Source organism: Spirosoma endbachense, from assembly GCF_010233585.1.
GTDB classification, from domain to species: Bacteria; Bacteroidota; Bacteroidia; order Cytophagales; family Spirosomataceae; genus Spirosoma; species Spirosoma endbachense.
This window is the reverse complement of sequence record NZ_CP045997.1, coordinates 7,110,639-7,131,285: the sequence shown is the minus strand read 5'-3', so window position 1 is coordinate 7,131,285 and position 20,647 is coordinate 7,110,639. Positions and strand designations below refer to the sequence as shown.

At 49.5% G+C, this 20,647-nt stretch carries 12 protein-coding genes; all 12 read right to left on the bottom strand.

Going from position 1 to position 20,647, the window contains the following annotated elements:
* Positions 1 to 147 precede the first annotated feature (147 nt).
* The 12 genes from GJR95_RS29045 to GJR95_RS28990 all read right to left on the bottom strand — a co-directional run bounded on the left by GJR95_RS29045 (position 148) and on the right by GJR95_RS28990 (position 20,635).
* On the bottom strand, positions 148 to 900 hold the full coding sequence (locus GJR95_RS29045; RefSeq protein WP_162389191.1) for an SDR family NAD(P)-dependent oxidoreductase: 753 nt from the start codon (positions 898 to 900) through the stop codon (positions 148 to 150).
* A gap of 80 nt (positions 901 to 980) precedes the next feature.
* The gene (locus GJR95_RS29040; RefSeq protein WP_162389190.1) at positions 981 to 1,931 is read right to left on the bottom strand and encodes a helix-turn-helix domain-containing protein; all 951 of its coding nucleotides are present in this window, start codon (positions 1,929 to 1,931) and stop codon (positions 981 to 983) included.
* A 94-nt stretch (positions 1,932 to 2,025) separates the two neighbouring features.
* The gene (locus GJR95_RS29035; protein WP_162389189.1) at positions 2,026 to 3,486 is read right to left on the bottom strand and encodes a sulfatase family protein; all 1,461 of its coding nucleotides are present in this window, start codon (positions 3,484 to 3,486) and stop codon (positions 2,026 to 2,028) included.
* 87 nt (positions 3,487 to 3,573) lie between these two features.
* The gene (locus tag GJR95_RS29030) at positions 3,574 to 5,094 is read right to left on the bottom strand and encodes an arylsulfatase (protein WP_162389188.1); all 1,521 of its coding nucleotides are present in this window, start codon (positions 5,092 to 5,094) and stop codon (positions 3,574 to 3,576) included.
* 58 nt (positions 5,095 to 5,152) lie between these two features.
* Positions 5,153 to 6,745: a RagB/SusD family nutrient uptake outer membrane protein gene (locus GJR95_RS29025; RefSeq protein ID WP_162389187.1), complete on the bottom strand. Its 1,593-nt coding sequence runs from the start codon at positions 6,743 to 6,745 to the stop codon at positions 5,153 to 5,155.
* A gap of 30 nt (positions 6,746 to 6,775) precedes the next feature.
* Positions 6,776 to 10,270 carry a SusC/RagA family TonB-linked outer membrane protein gene (locus tag GJR95_RS29020; RefSeq protein WP_162389186.1) on the bottom strand — a complete coding sequence of 1,165 codons (3,495 nt, stop codon included), beginning with the start codon at positions 10,268 to 10,270 and terminating at the stop codon, positions 6,776 to 6,778.
* A gap of 333 nt (positions 10,271 to 10,603) precedes the next feature.
* Positions 10,604 to 11,626: a FecR family protein gene (locus GJR95_RS29015; protein ID WP_162389185.1), complete on the bottom strand. Its 1,023-nt coding sequence runs from the start codon at positions 11,624 to 11,626 to the stop codon at positions 10,604 to 10,606.
* 57 nt (positions 11,627 to 11,683) lie between these two features.
* Entirely contained in the window at positions 11,684 to 12,370 is a 687-nt protein-coding gene (locus tag GJR95_RS29010) for an RNA polymerase sigma-70 factor (RefSeq protein WP_162389184.1), read from the bottom strand.
* A gap of 361 nt (positions 12,371 to 12,731) precedes the next feature.
* Positions 12,732 to 14,105, bottom strand: coding sequence for a PhoPQ-activated pathogenicity-related family protein (locus GJR95_RS29005; RefSeq protein ID WP_162389183.1), 1,374 nt, complete (start codon positions 14,103 to 14,105; stop codon positions 12,732 to 12,734).
* 94 nt (positions 14,106 to 14,199) lie between these two features.
* On the bottom strand, positions 14,200 to 15,468 hold the full coding sequence (locus GJR95_RS29000) for a hypothetical protein (RefSeq protein ID WP_162389182.1): 1,269 nt from the start codon (positions 15,466 to 15,468) through the stop codon (positions 14,200 to 14,202).
* Positions 15,469 to 15,561: 93 nt separating this feature from the next.
* Entirely contained in the window at positions 15,562 to 17,205 is a 1,644-nt protein-coding gene (locus GJR95_RS28995) for a SusD/RagB family nutrient-binding outer membrane lipoprotein (protein ID WP_162389181.1), read from the bottom strand.
* A 22-nt stretch (positions 17,206 to 17,227) separates the two neighbouring features.
* A complete protein-coding gene (locus tag GJR95_RS28990; RefSeq protein ID WP_162389180.1) occupies positions 17,228 to 20,635 on the bottom strand; it encodes a SusC/RagA family TonB-linked outer membrane protein in 3,408 nt (1,135 codons plus the stop codon).
* Positions 20,636 to 20,647 lie beyond the last annotated feature (12 nt).

Below are 20,647 nucleotides of genomic sequence, written 5' to 3'. Positions count from 1 at the left end.
AGAGGCATTGTTAAAAGGATGTCGGACGATAGTACGTAAAGCAGAGTACACCTGCTTATCTCCTGATTTAACAGCTAATTTCCCTCTTTCCACCGGTAATAGTCATCTGCTTTGCCTACCAACTGAAACTAGTGTGGTTGGTGCAGGCTACAGGTTCATGCCACCCGTTAGCTCAATGCGCTGCCCATTGACCCATTTGGCCTCTTCGCTGCACAGGAATGCCACTACGCCACCAATATCGTCGGGCAGACCGACCCGCCCCAGAGCCGTGATGCCAGCTACATACTCGCGTATGGCTGGGGTATCTTCCATAGCTCCTCCGCCAAAAACAGCACCGGGCGCTACCACATTGGCCGAAATACCTCGCCCGCCCAACTCAAGAGCCAGATACCGGGTAAATACGTCCACCGCTCCTTTCATGATCCCGTAAGCCGAGGCACCAGCGTAGGAATACCGCGTTACGCCAGACGAGATATTGATGATCCGGCCGCCGTCGTGTAGAAAAGGCAATGCCTTTTGAGTCAGAAAATAGACGCCTTTAAGATGAATATTCATCATCTCGTCAAACTGGGCCTCCGTAGTGTCTGTAATAAGGGCCGAAAGGCTCGTACCGGCATTGTTAATGAGATAATCGAAACGATCTGTTCCAAACCTGGTTTGCAACGTTGAGACGACTTGTTGGAAAAAAGTGTCGAAAGTGCTGGTGTCGGCCGTGTTGAGGGGTAAAGCCACGGCTTTACGGCCAAGAGATTCTATTTCTGTTACAGTGGTTTGCGCTTCGGCCTGATTGCTGCGGTAGGTCAGTAGTACATCAATTCCTTTTTGGGCCAGGCTCAGGGCAATATTTTTGCCGATACCCCGGCTTCCACCGGTTACCAGTGCGATTTTGTCAGTTGTCATTTGGTTTCTCTTTTGCTTAAACTAAACAGTGCAAAAGTCCGCCAATCGAAGAGTTAGGTGTTTGTCTCAGTCAATCTGTTTTATGTATAATTCAAACTATTGACCTGCGTACGGAACGCACCTGGTGCAAAGGAGGTCTCCCGTTTGAAGAATTTGGCAAAGTGCGCAACATCAGCAAAACCAAGGCTGTCGGCAATGTTGGCGATGGTCCAGTCGGTTTGGGTCAACAAGCCCTTCGCTTCCTGCACGATGCGCCCGGCTATAAGATCGGTGGTCGTGAGTCCGGTTGTTTCCTTGAGTACCTTGTTTAGGTGATTGACATGAACTGCCAGGTGATCGGCATAGTCTATGGCTGTACGTAGGCGTACTTGCTGTTGCGGATTTTCGATTGGGAACTGACGCTCCAATAGCTCAATAAACAATGATGTTAACCGGGCCGATGCATTGTGGTTAGGGTGCAAAACAGTGCCAGACTGTAACTTCTGGCCAATGTGAATCAATTGCAGCACGTAGGTGCGTATCAGATCATATTTATAGGCGTAATCGGAAGCCATTTCGGCCTGAATCTGTTCGAAAATAGCCTGTACGCGTAGGAAATCCGTTTCGGACAGGCTGTAGATCGGGTAACCCGGTGCCTTGAAAACGGGCAGTTCGTCCAGCAAGACCCCGCTTTTGGTTGGCTGAAGAAACTCGGCCGTAAAGACACAGAACTGCCCGGTTTGCCGCCCTTCCGGTAACCAGTAAAAAGGAATTTTTGGCGTTGAGAAAATCAGCGTAGGCCGCGCGATTTCGATGGTGTCGTTAACATACTGAGCCTGGCTTCGACCAGTCAGAAGGCTGATTTTGTAGAACGCCCGGCAAGCATATGGCAGCGCAGGTTTCTCAGGCGCCGTTTGGGCGAGATCGGTCAGGCTGAACACGTTAAAGTGCCCTACTTCCTGCTGGATATCGCGCGGCAGTAGGGCACTTAAATCAGTCGATAAGCCGGTCGACAGCCGGAAACAAAGCTCTTCAAATGAGGTCGTATCCATGAATCCTGATCTTGTATAAATCAAAGATACGAAGAAATGCCTCGTTTAGGAAAGCACATGGTTTAACACCGATCGGTTTTCAGATGTCCACTCATTATTTGCTGACGCGCCCCGGTTCGCGAACATTGGCACCCGTTCGTTTTTGTAAATCATCGCCCAGATCCGCTCTGGCTTCTTCGGCCAGTTTCTCGAGTTTGGCGACCAGCTCAGGATGTTGTTCCCGAACATCATAGCGCTCGCCGGGATCGCGACGAAGATCATACAGACCTGCCGGAAATTCATGAGTCTCCGTACTTGGACCTGGCTTACCTCCCTGGCCCGGCAAAAATCCTTCATACGTTCGGCCGGGATGAGGGAACACTAGTTTCCAATCACCTTGTCGAACCGCTTCGAGGCTGTTTTTTCGGTAATAATAGTAGAAGTGATCACGGGGTGTTACGGTGTTGTCACCTTTTAATAACGTAATCCAGTCGACACCGTCAATTTGTTGTTTCGGTAAGCGTGCTCCACAGAGTTTTACCACCGTTGGCAGAATATCCATCGTTGTCAGTAACTTGTTACATACCCGACCGGCAGGCACAACACCTGGCCAGCGAACCAGACAGGGAACCCGGTGGCCACCTTCAAATGACGTTCCTTTCCCTTCCCGGAAACCACCCGACGAGCCTGCATGATCACCATAGTTCAGCCAGGGGCCGTTGTCGCTGATAAAAATAACGAGGGTGTTTTTATCCAGCCCCTGTTGCTTCAGTTCACCTAAAATCTGCCCGACCGACCAATCCAGTTCCGTCAATACATCCCCGAAAATACCCCGTGCGCTCTTTCCCTTAAATTTGGGAGAAGCAGCCAGTGGTACGTGCGGTAAGGGATGCGGAACGTATAGGAAGAATGGTTTTTTCTTATGATTCCGAATGAACGAAACCGCGCGTTCGGTGATGGTGCCTGTAATCTGGGAGGCATCGTCTAGATTTTTGATTTCCTGCTTAGGCTCATTGCCGTCTATCCAGCGTAAAGCGGGGTAGTTAGCCTGAGCCTGAGCGGGATGAAGCGGCCACATATCGTGCGAATAGGGGACACCATAATACTCATCGAAGCCCTGTTGCAGCGGCAGAAACTGCTTATTGTCACCCAGATGCCATTTGCCGAACATACCTGTAGCATAGCCTTTTTCTTTAAGTAAATCGGCAAGGGTTTCCTCGTTTGGGTTGAGGCCAATGGGCGAATTGGGCCCGAGAGCCCCTGAAATACCCAGGCGATTGGGATAGCAACCCGTTAGCAAAGCCGCCCGCGACGCGCTGCAAACGGCCTGAGCTGCCAGAAAGTTTGTAAAGCGAGTGCCTTCGGCTGCCATCCGATCAAGGTTCGGCGTTGTGTAATCAAGCGCTCCTGTGCAGGACAAATCACCATACCCCAAATCATCCATGAAAAACAGGACAATGTTTGGTGGGGGCGTTGGAGCCGGTTTCATGATCCAGGCGCTGATTGACAGGCCGAAGCCAATGGCCGTAAAGACACTCAAAAGAAGGCGGGACGAACGTTTCGAGATAAATACCATAGGAACTGTTAGTGAATAAATGCATTGTTTTAATTCAGGACTTTAGCGGTAGGAAGGCTCTTTGCAAAAGTCTAGTATGGCTGTAAATCAATTGGTTGCTGTCATTGCAGTTTTCGGATTAACTATTTCCCATTCGTTGATGTGGGTTGGCACATGCTCACGGGCAACGATGGCATCAAACTGCCGGATCAAATCGGGGTGCTGAGTGGCTATATTGATGCTTTCACTGACGTCTTTGCTCAAATCATACAATTCCCAGGGGCCAGTCCGGTCTTTGCGTACATTGGTTTTTACGGCTTTCCAATTTCCCATCCGGATGGCCAGTTGACCTCCTTTTTCGGGATATTCCCAGTAAAGAAACGGGTGTTGTTTCTGAGCACTGGATTGACTCATTAACGTTGGCAGAAATGAAATGCCATCGGTTACCAGCGGTAGCTTATAGCCAATCAGTTCGGCCAGCGTAGCCATCAGGTCGTATTGGACCGAAACGTGGTCGGTAACCTGACCCGCTTTTATTTTTCCGGGCCAGCGGGCCAGCATAGGCTCCCGAATACCACCTTCGTAGACATCCATTTTCAGGCCGCGCAGGCCACCTACGCTGTTGAAATAGGCTGCTTCAACCCCGCCGTTGAAGGTAGCTCCGTTGTCGCTCGAAAAGAGTACGATTGTATTCTCATCAAGTTTTAACTCGTGCAGCAACTGCATCAACTGGCCGATTTGCTTATCCATATACGTAATCATGGCTGCATAAGTCGCGCGTGGATAAGGCGTAGAGGCATATCCCTGCTGACCCAGATAGGGCTTATCATCAAACTTGCCAACGTATTCGTTGACCGCTGCTTCGGGTGCCTGCAGGGATACGTGTGGCGCAGTAAACGGCAGATAAAGAAAAAATGGCCCGTTTTTATTCTGTCGGACAAATGCCTGAGCTTTCTGGGCCATTTTATCGATGGCGTAGTCATTGCCGCGATAATAGGCGAACGCTTCTGGCGTAGCCGTTTCGGGCGTCAACCGACGGTGTACATTGATGACCGGGTTGTTTAATCGGTCGGGCTTACCATTTTCCCACAGATGTGTCGGGTAAAAATTATGTGCCTGTTTCTGATCCAGATAGCCGTAGAAATAATCGAACCCCTGTTCGTTCGGATTTCCTGTGGTGTTCGCCATGCCCATGCCCCACTTACCGATGCAAGCCGTTTTGTAGCCCGACCGCTGCAACATTCGCCCAATTGTGAATGCTCCCGGATAAAGCGGCATCTGACCTCCTTCCAGCGAATCCGGAAAGCCACCCATTTCGTAGTTACCCCGAATGTAGGAATGACCGCTATGTTTGCCGGTCAGGAGCATACAGCGGGCGGGCGCACAAACGGGCATGCTTGTATAGTGCTGCGTAAACCGGATTCCCTCACGAGCGATCTGATCCAGATTGGGCGTTCGGATTTTCTGCTGGCCGTAGCACCCCAATTCCGCATAGCCCATGTCATCGGCGTAAATGTAAATGATGTTAGGTCGGGATGGAGGAGCCTGACGGGATGTGAAGGCCACTAATAACCATCCTGAAAGTGACAGAAACGACACACCTAACCAAATCAAACCGGGTCTTATCATGCCATAAGTCGTTTTAGAAAACTTCCCGAAAGGCCAACGCTTCCGGGAAGCTGGCTTATTACCAGCCGGGATTCTGTGAAAGTGTCGGGGTCAGGTTCCGTTCCTTCTGCGGAATTGGCCATAGGTAATGCCGCGATTTGTCGAAGGTTCGATTGACGGCCACAACCTCTACGGTTGTTAAAGCCCCATTGGCCGCTTTGTAGGTAATGCCATAAACGGGCCCTGGGATAACAGTTTCGGCGATTTTCCACCGGCGGATATCAAAAAGCCGGACCCCTTCAAAAGCCAGTTCAACGGCTCGCTCCCGACGGACAATTGTACGCAACTCCGCCTGAGTAGCGGTACTGCTGATGGACGGTTGCTTTACATCGGTCCGGCCATTTCGAACGGTATTGATCGCTGTTAGTACGCTGGCATCCAGTTGATTCAATTCAATTTTAGCTTCGGCATAGATCAGCAGAATCTCGGCATACCGAAGTAAAATAATGTTGATACCGTTGTTGGCAGGGTTTGCATAATCCTCTGCATTGACGTATTTCTTAATGTTAAACCCTGTCGTCGATGCAATGTAGGTATTCCCGACTGCATCGGCGGTGCCACTGTTGGGTTCAGGGCGAAAGGTAATGCCGCTCGGTAAGGGATCGCCTGTCAGAAAGTTGGAAAACCGGAGCCGGGGATCACGGTTGGCGTATGGATTGGCAGGATCGTAGCCGCTGGATGGATCGGTTATTAGCTTCCCCGCTGTTGTTTCGTACATATCGGCCAGCGCTTTGGTCGGAACATAGGTACTTTGCGCGCTTTTCTGACTATAGGGCCCTAACAGGTTAAAGGTATTGACCGGGTAGGTGTCTTTAATGAATTGCCGATCCAGGAGCACTTCCTTATTGTTTTCGGCCGCGTAGGAAAACAGCTTTTCATAACTATCGTTCAGACCATAGATCCCCAGTTTCATGACCTGATCGGCGGCATCGGCTGCCTGCTGATAGCGTCCCGCCAGCAGATTGGCCCGCGCCCGAAGGCCAATGGCTGCTCCTTTGGTAATCCGGCCTTTGTCGGCAGCCGCGTAAGTTGTTGGCAGGAGACCGGCGGCATCGCTAAGTTCTTTATCAACAAAATCCCAGACCTGAGCAATGGGCGTGCGAGTCAGCGCGCGACTATCGTCCAGCGAAATGGCGGTGGTGACTAACGGAACATCCCCAAAAAGACTGGCCAGTTTAAGGTATTGATAGGCCCGCAATGCTTTCGCTTCTCCTTTAAATTGATTGATGAGCGCGCTATTTGTGGTGACAACCTTATCGACGTTCTCCAGAAAATAATTGCAGGCCCGAACGCCTTTGTATGCTTTTGCCCATTCGCCGAAAACCTTCGAGCTGGTTGCATCATACTGACCTAACTCAACATAAGCCTGTACGTCGAAAGGCTGATTGGTGTGCGCAATATCGGTCATGGCATCCCAGCTGATCAGATTGGTGCTGTCGAGATCGGTGTACAGCGAATTTGCCGCCAGTCGGGCATCGTTCTCGGTTTTCCAGAACAGGCTTTCCGACAAACGATCGTTCGGAATGGTTTCTAATAGTTCCCGGTCGCAGGCGGTAAGGAGCAGGCCTGAGGCAACCAATAAGAAAGAGAGCAGAATATGTGTTCGTTTCATGACTTTCGATGTGAGATGAGGTGGGTGAGGTTAGAATTGTAGATTAAGCCCGAGTGTATACAGCGCTGTTTGCGGATAATAAACCGCCCGGCCAGATCCGGCTTCCGGGTCCAGATTCCACTCATTCAACTTCGAAATAGTGAACACGTTCGTGGCCGACACGTAGGTTCGGATTCGGTTTAACCGCACCTTATTGGCAATGGCGGCTGGAAGCGAATAGGCCAATTGAATATTCTTTAGCCGTACATACGATCCGTCTATAATTAACCGATCGGAAGTGGCTACGTTCCGTAAATCAAACTTCAGCGGCCTTGGGAAACGGGCATCTGTATGATCGGGTGTCCAGTAATTATTGGTGTAAAGCGAATGGGTGAATCCTTCCTGATTGCCCATTTCTGCTAAGGCCCCTGCCAGGCGGGTGTCTACTTTGGCCGCACCCTGGAATAACAGATTCAGCTCAAAGTTCCGGAATGAGAAATTTGAGTTCAGGCCAAATGTGAATTTGGGAAATGTATTACCAATGTTGGTCATATCATTTGCATCGATCTTGCCATCGCCATTGGCATCGATATACTTCACGTCGCCGGGTTTGGTGTTGGCGGCATAGGTGGCCTTGTATTCGGTGATCTGCTGTTGCGTCTGAAACAATCCATCTGTTCGGTAGCCCCACAGTGTGTTAATGGGTAGCCCAACGGCAATGATGTAGCGCGGATCAATATCTGAGCCTATAATGTATGGGCCGGTTCCTTTCAGGTCGATGACTTTGTTCTCGTTTATGCTGAAATTGCCGCCCAGATTATACTGAAAACCCGATGCATTTTTAGCCCCCCGGTAGTTCAGGCTAAATTCCCATCCTTTGTTTTCAACAGAACCGGCGTTTTGAGGAGGGGCAATTAGCCCAACCGTGGCCGGAATATCCAGATTCAGTAGAATATCGTTCGTGGTTTTTTTGTAGTAGTCGACGGTTAAGTTCACGCGCCCTCGCAGAAAAGAGGCATCTAAGCCTAAATCAAGCTGAGTTGTCGACTCCCAGCCGAGGTTTGTGTTGGCCAGCGTTGTCTGGCGATAGCCCTGTACGGCGGCTCCGTTAAAGTCATACCCGCTGGCTGCTAGCGATGCATAATAACTATACAAATTCACCGACTGGTTGCCCGTTATGCCCCAGGAACCTCTCACTTTCAGGTCATTCACTGTTTTTTGCAGACCCTGCCAGAAATTCTCTTTTGAGAGACGCCAGCCTGCCGAGAACGAAGGGAAGAAACTATACTGTTTTTCGCCGGTAAACTTGGAAGAACCATCGTAGCGACCATTGACTTCAACCAGGTATTTTCCGTTGTAATCGTAGTTTAGCCGCCCGAAATAAGACCGTAAGCCATAAAGCGCATCGTTTCCTGAGTTGCTCTTGGTTCCGTCGTTCGCTCCCTGGCCAATCGATTGAATATCGTTGTTATAAAACCGTTCGCGGTAGGCAGTCAAAAAAGTCTGCGTATTGCCAATCTGCGAATAGCCCAGAAGCGCCTTTACATTGTGGTCGCCAAATCTTCGCTCGTAGGTAAGCAAATTGATCAGGGTATACTCCCGCAATGTATTCCGCACTTCGTTCAGGGTATTATTCGCTACGGTTTTTGTTACGTTGGCATTCCTGTCGAAGTTGACATACGAATTGCCAAAGTTCTTTTCCTGGGTAAAAAAGCCCCGTCCCGCTAGCTGAGTCGAGAAGGTCAAGCCATCCATGATCTCCCACTCACCCTTGACATAACCCGCCAGATAATCAGTCGATCGCTTTGAATCACCGCCAATTTCGGCATACATCAAGGGGTTATTCCCCTGGGTGCTTAATCCATAGGTGCCATCGGCATATTTCGGTACGGCCCAGAGCGAGCCATGCAGAAAGAAATTGACTGGGTCAACGGTAGGCGCCTGTGAATAGTTATAGCGGTAGTTAATATCCCCGCTGACGCGCAGTTTTGGCGAAATCGTATAATCTGTATTTAAGCGAATTTCCCCGATTTTGCTACCGTAATGCGTGATAATACCCGCCTGATCCTGATACCGCAGGCTCAACCGGGTCCGTATCGCTTCGTTGCCACCCGATACGGCCAGTGTATGATTTTGCTGCGGAGCGGAATGGAGAACGGTTTGGAACCAGGTATTGGGCAGTGGATATTTCTCGCGATCGGTAGCCGTGATGTACGCCTGAATAGACTGCTCCGTAAAACGCGCCGGCAGTGGTGATCCCGCATTCGTATAGGCCGCTACCTGCATCCGCATATAATCTTCAATACCCATCATATGCGGTTTATTAATGGAATTCTGGCTGGCGTAATAGCCATTGTACTCAACCTGCACTTTGCTGCCTTTAGCCCGTTTGGTCGTAACCAGCACAACGCCGTTGGTAGCCCGTGATCCGTAAATGGCGGTGGAGGCAGCATCTTTTAAAATCGTAACCGTCTCAATATCATCTGGATTAATATCAGCCAATCGCTGTTCGATGCCGTCGACGATCACCAAAGCATCATTCTTACTCATATCATAACCACCGGTGCCGTTATTGGTGCCGGCCGTGTTGCTGATGCCGTTTATATTGAAAGTGGTTATGCCGCGAACGCGAATGGCGGTATTGGAGCGCCCAGGCGAACCTCCCTGATCCAGTACGGTAACGCCCGGCAATTGCCCCTGTAATGACTGCTGGATATTGGAAACCGGCCGGCGGGCAATTTCTTCGGCCCCAATTTGAGCCACTGAGTTGGTCAGGCTGTTGCGTTTCTGAGTGCCATAGCCAACAACAACCACTTCGTCGAGCTGCTTATTATCAGATACCAGAGAAATGTCCAGTCGACTGCGGCCATTGACGGGTACTTCCTGAGTGGCGAAACCAATACCCGAAAAAACCAGTATGGCATTGGCGGGTGCCTCAATCGTATATTTTCCGTTGGCGTCGGTACTGGTCCCTTTGGATGTATTCTTAATGACAACGTTAATACCCGGTAATGTTTCGCCCGTTTGACTCTTCACGGTACCGGTAATGGGGTCTGCCGCAATTTCCGTTTTGACTACCGCCAGAGCCGTAGTCGCTGATGTTTTGACAGGGGCATCAGCCAACGGGTTCTGTTCCTGATTAGGTGCCGACTCTGGAAGCTGACTATCGAAAAAAGCCACTTTTTTAGCTTTCTTTTCACCCAGTACCAGATACGAATTGCTGTTTACTTTTTTGTAGTGTAAACCCAGCGGACGCAATAGGTTTTCCAGGTTTTTTTCGAGCGTTGCTTTCGAACTGAGGTTTTCCGGTGAAACAGAAATTCCTTCTACCGTCCGTAGTTCAAACATAATATTGACGCCATACTGCGTTTTTAAGTCATTGAGCACGTCTTTTAGCTGACGGCTGGCGACTTTGGTATCGTCAGGTTGCTTCTGCTGAACATGACTGGCCAGTGCGATCGACTGCGACCAGCCCGGTTGAAGCCCGACAAGCAATAACATTGACAGTAGGCTTACATTGGAGACTTTTCGTAAAAGATTTGTCATCAGAGTAAAAGTAGAAAATGGATTAGTGGTCCATAAACTGGACATGATCGGGTGGGTAACTGATTGCTCATAAATTGAGCTGATCCTGGCAATGGGCTACCCTATTCGCTAAAGAGGAACATCGTAGAGAACGCAACGAAATTGGCGACAGCACAGTGTTACTATTAATTGGTGGGCAAAGTTTTGTACGCGATTTTTCTTTTCCAAGAAAAAGTTAAAAAATTGACAATCAGGAGTTTGTCTAATAGTCTATCGAGAATGACTGTTATTCGCAGGCTGGTTGGAACAGTCAAAATGCATCTCGATGAGCCTAAAGGCTTTACACGGATTTCGCTATTTGTCCCTGATTTGAACATGATTACCCTGCCGGATAACATTGATGTCTAACAGTTCGGAAATAGACAGTAAAAGCTGATCGACATTGTCGGCGCGAAACGAACCCATCAGCACACGCCCGGCCAGTTCCTTATCGGTAATGTCGACCTGCAATCCGTAATTTTCTTCGAGCAGATAGGCTACTTCTTCTAAAGTGGCTTCCTCAAATACAAATCGCTTCTCCTCGCTGGCAGGATTGACCCAGGCCGGATGCAATTGAGATTGCTTAAGGGTTTTCAGGGCAAGGTGGTTCTGCGGATCGAGTGTCACCAGATCGCCCGGCTTCATCGTTACCTGTTTTTCCGTTCTGCCTTCCTGATACTGAAGCTGAACTTTGCCTTTATTCAGCACCACTTTCGCTCTGCGTTTCCGCGCAAAAACAGTAAACTCGGTACCCAAAACGACTACTTCAAAGTTCTTCGCTGTTTTCACGATAAACTTCTGCGAATCGGGCGAATGCGTCACAGAGAAATTGGCCTCGCCAGTGAGGAACACTTCGCGGGTTTTGTGGCCAAAGCCCCACCGTGGTACGCGCAAAGAGGAGTTAGCGTTGAGCCTGACAACGCTTCCATCGGGCAAATTGAGCGAACGGGTTTCTCCTAAGGCCGTTTCGTAGGTTTGATACAGAATCTGATTACGAAACAGGATCAGGCCAATAGTAAGCAGGAGCAGGGTAGAGGCCGCTACCAGCCATTGCCCTCTATTCCAGCGATTGGATACTGACTGGCCAGGCGTATTAGTAGGTGTATTAGCTTCTTCTACATGTGGATTCTCTTCTAAAAAAATGGTATATCGGTGAAGGGTCAATTCTGACTGAGCCAAATATTGAGGATTCCTGTTTTCCCACTCTTCCAGCCATTCGTAGTATTGTTCTTCATTGGCTTTTTCGCGAAGCCAATGCGTAATCAGTTCGCGTTGGAGCGGAGAGGATTTTCGGGCGAAGTGATTAAATATCAGATCTTTATTGATTTCTGATTCCATGGCGTGTATCCGGTTGATGATTGATAGATAGCTTTTGGCAAACTGCCCTGTCAGAAATTAGAATGGGAGCAGACGCCAGACGGCCACTATAACCAGGAGCCAGTGGTCTTTTAGCCCTTTTCTGACAATACTGAGGGCTTTGACAATGTGGACTTCAACGGTTTTTATAGAAATGCCTAATTCGGTGGCGATGTCCTGGTATTTTCGGCCTTCAAATCGGCTCAATAAGAACACTTTGCGGCACTGGGGTGGCAGTGATTCGACCAGATCTTCGACGCGGTGAACGACTTCCTCGTACTGGAGAACCTGGTCGGGGCGCTGGCTGAACAGCCCTTCCTGTGTCTCTGCGGTTTCAATATTGTCCAGCTCCTGAAATTCTAATCGGAGGTAATTGTAGGCTTCGTTACGAACGCTGCGAAACAAGTAGTAACGGAACGACGACGTAACGCTTTCGTAGGCTTTGGTTTTCCAGAATTTACAGAATACTTCACTAACCAGATCTTCGGCCGTTTCTTTTGAATACACAAACCGCACGGCATGACTGCACAGGGCCTGATGATATCGACGAAAAAGCAGTTCGCATCCCCGTTGAGGACTTTCGGCAAAGGCTCGCCGAATAAAGAGTTCAGTATCGTTACGAACGGGTGTCGCGTCCATTGGCTCGACATTTGGGTCGGACGAATGCCGAATGGTAATGTTTGCCTGATTTTGTTGATCCAAATCGATCAGTGGACGAATTTGCATAGCCTGTGACTAATTTAACGAGTCGCCAAAAAGTCAATCGTATACTATACAAGACAACATTTTTTTAAAACCCCCTTAGTGGATTTTAAATTTTTCTAAAATAAACCCAAAAAAGTCGATAATCTGACACTGTAACCCATTTTGTTTCTTTTCCAGCATTGGCTCTTACGTGGTTTGCTGGCTATTGGGGTTATTTCGTTTAATAAGTGGGTAAGCCATTCCGGAAACCTCTCCTATAAGCAAACGGCCTATACTAATAAAGCATAGGCCGTTGATGCGTGAAGAAAGAGGATGACTTTACGGGTGCATATTGACTGTTATAAATAGCTATGATCGACTGGTAAAGAGAAGGTAACTGGCCTTATTTCAGGAAAATCTCATCGTTGTCAGTCAGAAACATTCGGGTACTTTCTGTGTATGTACCGCCCGTTGGTACTTTATACTTCAGATCGATGTAAAACGCCCGGTAACCCGATGCCGGATAGGCTTCGCTTACCGAAATGGTTCCTTTGTTCTTGATGCCCAGGCTTTTGCCTTCCCATTTTTCATCCTGGAAAATCATGTCGGTAGAATTCGCTGACCAGATCGTGACGTCTTCCAGTTTGTCGGATGTGGCAGTTAGGGTGAGATCTACACCTTTTTTTGTCGTGGACACCGCCCATTGGCAGGCCGGATAAGGTTGTTTGGTCAGGGTGTTTCCAAAAAAAGCGCTCAGAGCTTCCAGCGCCTGCCGTTTATCACCCAGATCATGCCCCACATTAGGAACGTAATGAATAAAGTTTTCCCCCGGAATCTGGCCAATATAATGCTTAACCGCATCGACAGTCCAGTACTCGTCATTCGTACCCATAAACAGCATTTTCGGCATGGTTAGCTTTTTCCGGTATGAGTAGGGATCGATCATCTCGGTAACGGCATTGCCTTCTTTACTGTGAACAGTTTGCGGAATGCCGAGCTTTACGTAATCTTCAATTTGTTCGCTGTATTTATTCCAGACTTTCATCTGATAATCGAGATTGACCGGCATATTCAGAATGTCGATCACCATAGGAGCAATGGCAACGGCCCGCTTATCGCTCGCACCTGTCAGCCAGGTGGTCCAGCCGCGCTTGGACGCTCCCGAAACCACAAAGCGATTCACGTCTTTATGAAGCGTCTCTTTGGCTAGCGCCTGCACGGCATCCATAGCCCGAACAGCGCTTTTTACCATCGGGAAAAGTAAAGGCCAGGAATAGTCACCGTCTTTTTTAAACTGATGCAGGGTGTAAGAGATCAGGGCATCTTCTTTAAGATCATCGTATAACGGCTGATTGGGCGTCTGCCGAAGTACGGCTACGATGGCATTGTTTTTTGTGGCCGCCATACTCATTGCCCGGTTGAAGGTGTCTTCCCGGCCGTTCCAGCGTGGTTCGCCATCTTTAATCGATCCGCCGGTAATGAACAGCAAGGCTCCATCGTATTTTACCTCTTTCGGAACGAGTACAGTCAATTGATGCTTCCAGGTGTATTCGCGCCATTTTTGAGAGGTTAACAATACCTCATAGGCCGTAATGTCGCCGTAACTATACGTATCTTTAACTTCCCACTTAAACGTCTTGTCGCCATTATTCAAATAGCTATCCAGGGCGGTTGACGGCGTTATTCCATCACCGGGTTTCGGAAGATCAAAGGAGAAAAGTGTACTAACGCTGATAACGGCAACAAGGGCAAGCGTTTTTAACAGGTACTTTTTCATTGATTGCTAGGGTTTACTGTGACGACAAACCAAACCAAACCTATAAGGTCTCAAAGACCTTATAGGTTTAAACAGGCTTTATAGGTTTAAAATACTATTTATACCCATCGGCTTTGGGCGACTCGGCAATTAATTTCAGGGCTTCATCCATGTAAATCTCGGCGGTGTTTTCGCCTAGACTGGTTCGGCTGATGTAATCGTATCGCTTAAAACTTTTGAAGTCTACTTTGGTCAGCATATAGCCAAAGGCATCGTTGGTCAGGCCAAATAACAAGGGCACGCTGGTGTGCATGTGTCGTTTGATATAATACCCAACGTTCGGTAAGGCTTCGCCCGGAATGGTCAGTATCTGCGCGGTGCCGATGTTGAGCAAATTGACCTGAGCCACGACTTTGTCGCCGGGAGCCACTTCATACTTCAGCGGTGAATTCTTTACGATATATTTCATCACATCCGACTCGATCGGGAAGGTGACCGGTCGGGCTGTGCAGAAAAGTGTTGGATTGGGTTGTGCTTCGGCCGTGCCAACAATGCGCAGCGCTTCATCGGCCAGTAACTCACCAATTCGAATGCATTCTTCCCACGTATTGGCTTCTTTCGCGTTTTCGCGTCGATTATCGGCCGTTACCATGCCGCCCTGAGCACTATTGACGAAGATGGCTACACCACCCTGTTTCGATTCGATCCGATCATAAAGCGGGCCACATAGATCGGGGCTGAGAATGCCCCGGCCTGAACCGATTATCTCGGGATGAATGGCGTAATTAACCAGTGTAAAAATGGGTTTGCCCACATTGGCTCCTGATGTAGCAATGGCCTGAATAACCCCGCAGCGTGGGTCATACAGATCGGGGGCGTAGTAATTATAGGCAATCTGCCCTTTGGCTTCGCCGACTGCAACTTTTAACGTGGCCGGGCTTAATTTCGTTATGGCTTCATTGACGGCATCGGCAATCGTCTGCACACATTTGTCCAGGTAAGGCAGATCAGCAAATGATTCGCCTTTCTCATTGGGAAACCCATAGGCATCAGGTCCACTATGGGTATGCGTACAACCGATCAGGATATTTTGGGGTGGAATTCCCTTGATGAGCGCTCTCGATTTATTGCCTAATACCGACGGCCAGCCAAGGTTATCGACACTGACGATGGCAATGCGAGTGCTCCCTTTTTCAATGACACAAGCTCTGACAAATAGCTCCCCTTTTTTCTCGACTGCTTTTTTAGGCGTACCGATCCCACCCGAAACAGGTAGTAGAGGATTGGGTGTAATCAGTCTGATGGCAGCGCCCACTTTAAAATCCTGGGCAATCGCAGGACTATAAAACCATAAAACGGCCAGCGCGACAAAGAGCTTTTTCATGCAGACGGAAAAAGGAGCCTGATTAGAACTTCCCGAAAGAGTAAACCGAGATCCGGACTCTATCGGGAAGTTGGTATGGGTTTGCAAAATCAACTACCAGGGTTTACCTGTTCCCTGAACAAGCCACTGTTTCGACCAGGCGCTATTTTTACCGTCGGCTTGTGAATTGGCGGTTGTTTCAAGCTTTTCAATGGCTACTCCCGAATTGGTTTTGTTCAGGTTCAACTCATCACGCATGTAGTAGAACCGCAGGGGCAGTGCTTTCCGTTTTGCCACTGGACCCGCCGTTAGCGCAGGCAGACCCGTCCGCCGATAATCGAACCACGCTTCGGTAGCGCTGGTCCAGCTGGCAATCCATTTCTGCCCGATGATCTGCGCCAGGGTGCCATCATAGGCAACACCTTTCTGAGCAATGAAGGCATTATAGCTACTGGTAACACCCCAGGCGGTGAGGGAGGCTTTAACGGCCGCTTCATACCGGGTCTTTGCATCACCAGCCGCCCAGCCTTTCTGCGCAGCCTCGGCCAGAATAAACTGGACTTCTGCCGCCGAAACCAGCCGGGCTTTTAACAACGGCCCTTTGGCCTGCGTGTAAATCTCATTCAGATAAGAAACGTGCGGATTGACCGACGTTTGGCCCGGCGTTGGATTGAAATTATAACCCGAGGGTAATTGCGACGCACTCGGGGGCAAACCGACGTAATTCGGGTCTGTGTCGATTGGGGTTGTACCAACTTTGTCCGGTGAGAGGTAGCGAATACCGTTTGTAATCTTATCTGTGCCAGCAGGAAGTTTTGCATCGACAACCAGCGGGATTTCTACTTTTTTGGCCCAGAGCGCCAGACGGGGATCGCTGGTTGCCTGCATGGGTTTGAGCAGGGTCGAACACATTTTTACCCGGCGATAGTTACTGCCGCTAATGTCAAATACAGAGTTTGATGGCCAGGCATCGCCAGAATTATTGCCAACATAGGCCATCGTTGCATCGGCAGACGCATCGTCGATGATTGGGTATTGCGCGGGAGTGGCTACGATCTTCTCGATCCCTGCTTTGGCAACATCGGGCTGTTTGGCCGAAATCCGCATCAGATACCGAAGTTTCAGTGAGTTAGCCAGCTTCTGCCATTTGGCTGGATCGCCAGCGTAGTACAGGTCAGCGCTTTCGACAATACTCGAATACGCGGCTTTCGGCTTCGACAATAAGGTATTGGCTTTATCCAGATCGGCCAGAATACCTGCATAAATCACCTCCTGGCTGTCATATTTCGGGGTAATAAAGTCAGCACCACCCTGTTCGCCTTTCAGCGCATTGATGTAAGGTGCATCGCCCCATAGATCGGTAATCAGGCCGAAAAGCATCGATTTCATCACCAGCGCCACTCCCTGTTGAAATTCCATATTCAGCGCCACGGCCCGCTGGTAGAGCAGATCATTATTCCGGAGTAAATCGTAGTAGGCCGTCCAGCTTTGGTCGCCACCCCAATCGTAGTCGTTATGGCCACTGAACCAGGCATCTTTCTGGGTGTGCTGCACGACCCCTGCAATGTCCTGAAAGCCAAGGTTGACGTACAATTTCCCTGTTTCCGATAACACGGTAGGCATGACCAGGTTCGGGTTCACCGTTTCGGGCTGAACGCCATTGGGATTCACGTTCAACTGGGTCAGGTCTTTACAGGAAAACAGGAAAGATCCAAAGAGAACCAGGCAGGCGGTGTACTTTATAAATGTAGTTTTCATGACTGAATTCGTTAGAAAATTCTTAGAACGTGAGACCAAGTTTAAACCCAACCGGAATGGTCCAGGGCGTTACGTTGTAACGCTCAATACCCTGCTTAAACTGTGTACCAGCCTGAGGGCCAGCCTGTGGCTGGAAGGCCATTTCGGGGTCGACGTTGATTTTGGCGGCCGTCCACAAAATAATGTTGCGGCTATAAACCGAGAAGGTAGCGTTTTGCAGGCCAATCGATTTGACGAATCGAGCCGGGATGTCGTAGCCGAGTGAAATTTCCCGGAGTTTAACGAACGAGGCATCAAACGTGGCCGCCCGCGTAAAATCCCACGGATAATTATCGCCGTACGGAATGATTTTGGTGCCTGCTCCGCCTAAGTTTTCAGTATATCCTGTGATGTTACCCTGTGAATCATACTGCGCGATAACGCCCGGATTGAATACACCATAGGCATACGACTTGCCTCCAAATTCAAATGGATAACCACCATAAGCTGCCGTTGGGCCGCCTACAATCGGGAAAAAGTTGCCGTGGATTTTAATGTACTGATCCTGATTCGCGACCAGCCAGTTGCGGAGCTCATCGCCAGACCGGCCACCCGGATTGATCAAATTGTCCAGAAACCGCTGCGAACGCAGGTCCGACTCCATGTACCGGTAGGTCTGTGATACGAAATCACCACCAGAACGCCAGTCGAGTGAGAAGTTGAGTGTGAATCCTTTGTAAGAGAGCGAACTCTGTGCACCCAGGATGAAATTGGGATTGAAGTTTCCGATTTTATTCTTGGATGTCGTAGCACTCTTACTCTGCCAGGAGCCATCGTTGTTTAAAATGGGATAGCCATAATAAGGTGATTTCTGGTCGGTTACCGTAATAATCTCGGCATCGTAGATATCACCGACTTTATCGCCAACATACGTCCAGGCACCTCCTTTAGCATCGGTCCATAACGTATAGTAGGGTATGCCTTCAGCCAGTTCTTTGATGCGTGTAGTGTTCTTGGTAAAATTCGTTGTCAGGTCCCAGCGCAGACCACCTTTGTCGACAAGCGTACCGCCCAGCGACAGTTCGATACCCCGGCTTTCGAGCAGACCGGCGTTGATGTTTTTGGTTGTAAAGCCAGAAGAGGATGGAATCTGCGAGGGGAGAATCTGGTTGCGGTTTTCAGACATGTAATACGTTCCCGAAAACCGGAGCCGATTCCGGAACATATTGTAGTCGATACCCACTTCATAGGAGGTTGCAATTTCAGGTTTGAGATCAGGAAGAAGAATGCCTCCCGACTTCGACAGGCGGGTTACCCCATTCCAGGCACCTGCATCGCCCAGCGTAGGATACAGACTGTATGGATTGGCATCATTCCCCACCTGAGCTATTCCAGCCCGAAGTTTGAACAGATCGACATTGTTGGAAATATGGACCATTTCGTTAAGCAACAAGCTTAACGAAGCTGACGGGTAGAAATAGGAGCGATTATTGGCCGGCAGCGTGCTGGACCAGTCGTTGCGGGCGGTCAGGTCCAGGTAAATCATGTCTTTAAAGCCCAGATTGGCAGTGGCGTAGGCGCTGTAAATAGCCTTCTTATACAGGTAGTTGTTGTACTGAAGGTTATTTGGGGCAATATTCTGAATGGTATATAAGCCCGGAATAATCAAGCCTGCACCGTTTTTGCTACTGTTGTTCAGATCCGACGATTGCGAGTAGCGATTGTTTCCCCCGGCCGACACCACGACGCTCAGTGCATTGAATCGTTTGGTATAGGTGGCCAGGAAGTCGGCATTCCGTTCGTAGCGTTTCAGATTGATCAGACCGTAGGCTCCATTCGGCTCGCCGGTGTAACTCTTGGCTATTTTGGTTTCCCGTTGTTCGGAGTAGGTATCCAGTGCATACCGGCCCATCAATTTGATTTCGGGCGTAAGCTGCCATTCGGCTCTGAGGTTGCCAAATACACGATCCCGCACGTAACTGTTGTTTACTTCATAGGCCAGGAAGTACGGGTTGTTGTAGTTACCAATGCTTTGTGATTTCTGTTGCAGACCCTCTTTGCCGGGTACCCAGTAATCGCGCAGATCATTGATGTTGATGTGCGACCCAACGGCATACGCCCACTGCAATGGGTTCGTTCCCCGTTCGCCAGCGGGCCGGTTGTTGGAGTTGTTCCGGCTGAAATCCAGGTTGGTGCTCAAGGTCAGTTTGTTACTGACCCGTACATTGGTGCTGATTGCCAGCGTATTCTTGAACAGATCCGAATTGGGAACAATGCCCCGGCTGCTCATATTGGAATACGAAAGCCGATAGGTGACTTTTTCGGAATTGTTGGATATCGATACGCCATTGGTGCTGGTAATACCCGTCCGGACGAAATCCTTAATATTGTTCGGATGCGAAACGAGTGGGGTTGGTATTGGCTTGCCATCAGAACCAATCGGGCTATTCCACTGGATCGCGTTATACCCTTTGTCGAGTTCAGGTCCTACACCACCTGCCGAACTTTCGTCGATTTGCAGAATGCCACCTGGATAGGGGTTGGCATCCGGCGTGAAGGGAAGAATGCCCGTGGCAAACTGGCTCGACATCTTCAGGTACTTGTAAGGCTGATCAAACACCGTATTCGAGGTCAGCGAAACGGTCATTTTCTGCGACTTCGAGCCGCTCTTTGTCGTAATCAGCACAACACCATTACCCGCCCGTGAGCCGTATAAAGCAGCCGCACTCGGGCCTTTCAGGATGGATATATTTTCAACATCTTCCGGGTTAATGTCGGAAATCGCATTGCCGTAATCGACGCGATTGTCGTTGCCAATCTGGCTGACGTTATTAAGTGAGTTGGCAATCGGAACGCCATCGACTACAAACAAAGGCTGGTTGTCGGTATTGAGTGATTTGGCACCCCGAATGATCATACTGACCGACGAGCCCGACGGCCCTGTCGAGCTGATTTGCACGCCCGGTACACGACCCGCCAGTGAGTTCAGAACGTTTTCCTGCGCAATCCGGCTCAGGTCTTTTCCCTGTACTTCACCAACGGAATAGCCCAGCGAACGAGCTTCCCGCTTAATGCCCAGGGCGGTAACGACGACTTCGCCCAGTACCTCGTTATTTTCGACCAGCTCAACATTGATAACCGACTGGTTGCCAACCGTAATTTCCTGCGTTTTATGCCCGATAAACGAGAAGACAAGTATGGCATTGTCACTATTGACGGAAATGGAATAGTTGCCCCGCTGGTCTGTGACCGATCCAGTCTGGGTGCCTTTGATCAGGATGTTCGCTCCCGCAATCGGCTGACTATTCGTGGCTAGTGTAACCGTCCCGGTGATGGTTTTGGGCGGTTTGTTTTTGGCAGTTCCGTTGGCCTGTGCAAAGCATACTCCTACCAGCAACGCGATGGTTAGAGAGTGCCTCAGAATCAACTGAAAGGTAGACATTGGTTTCATGCGTGTTCAGTT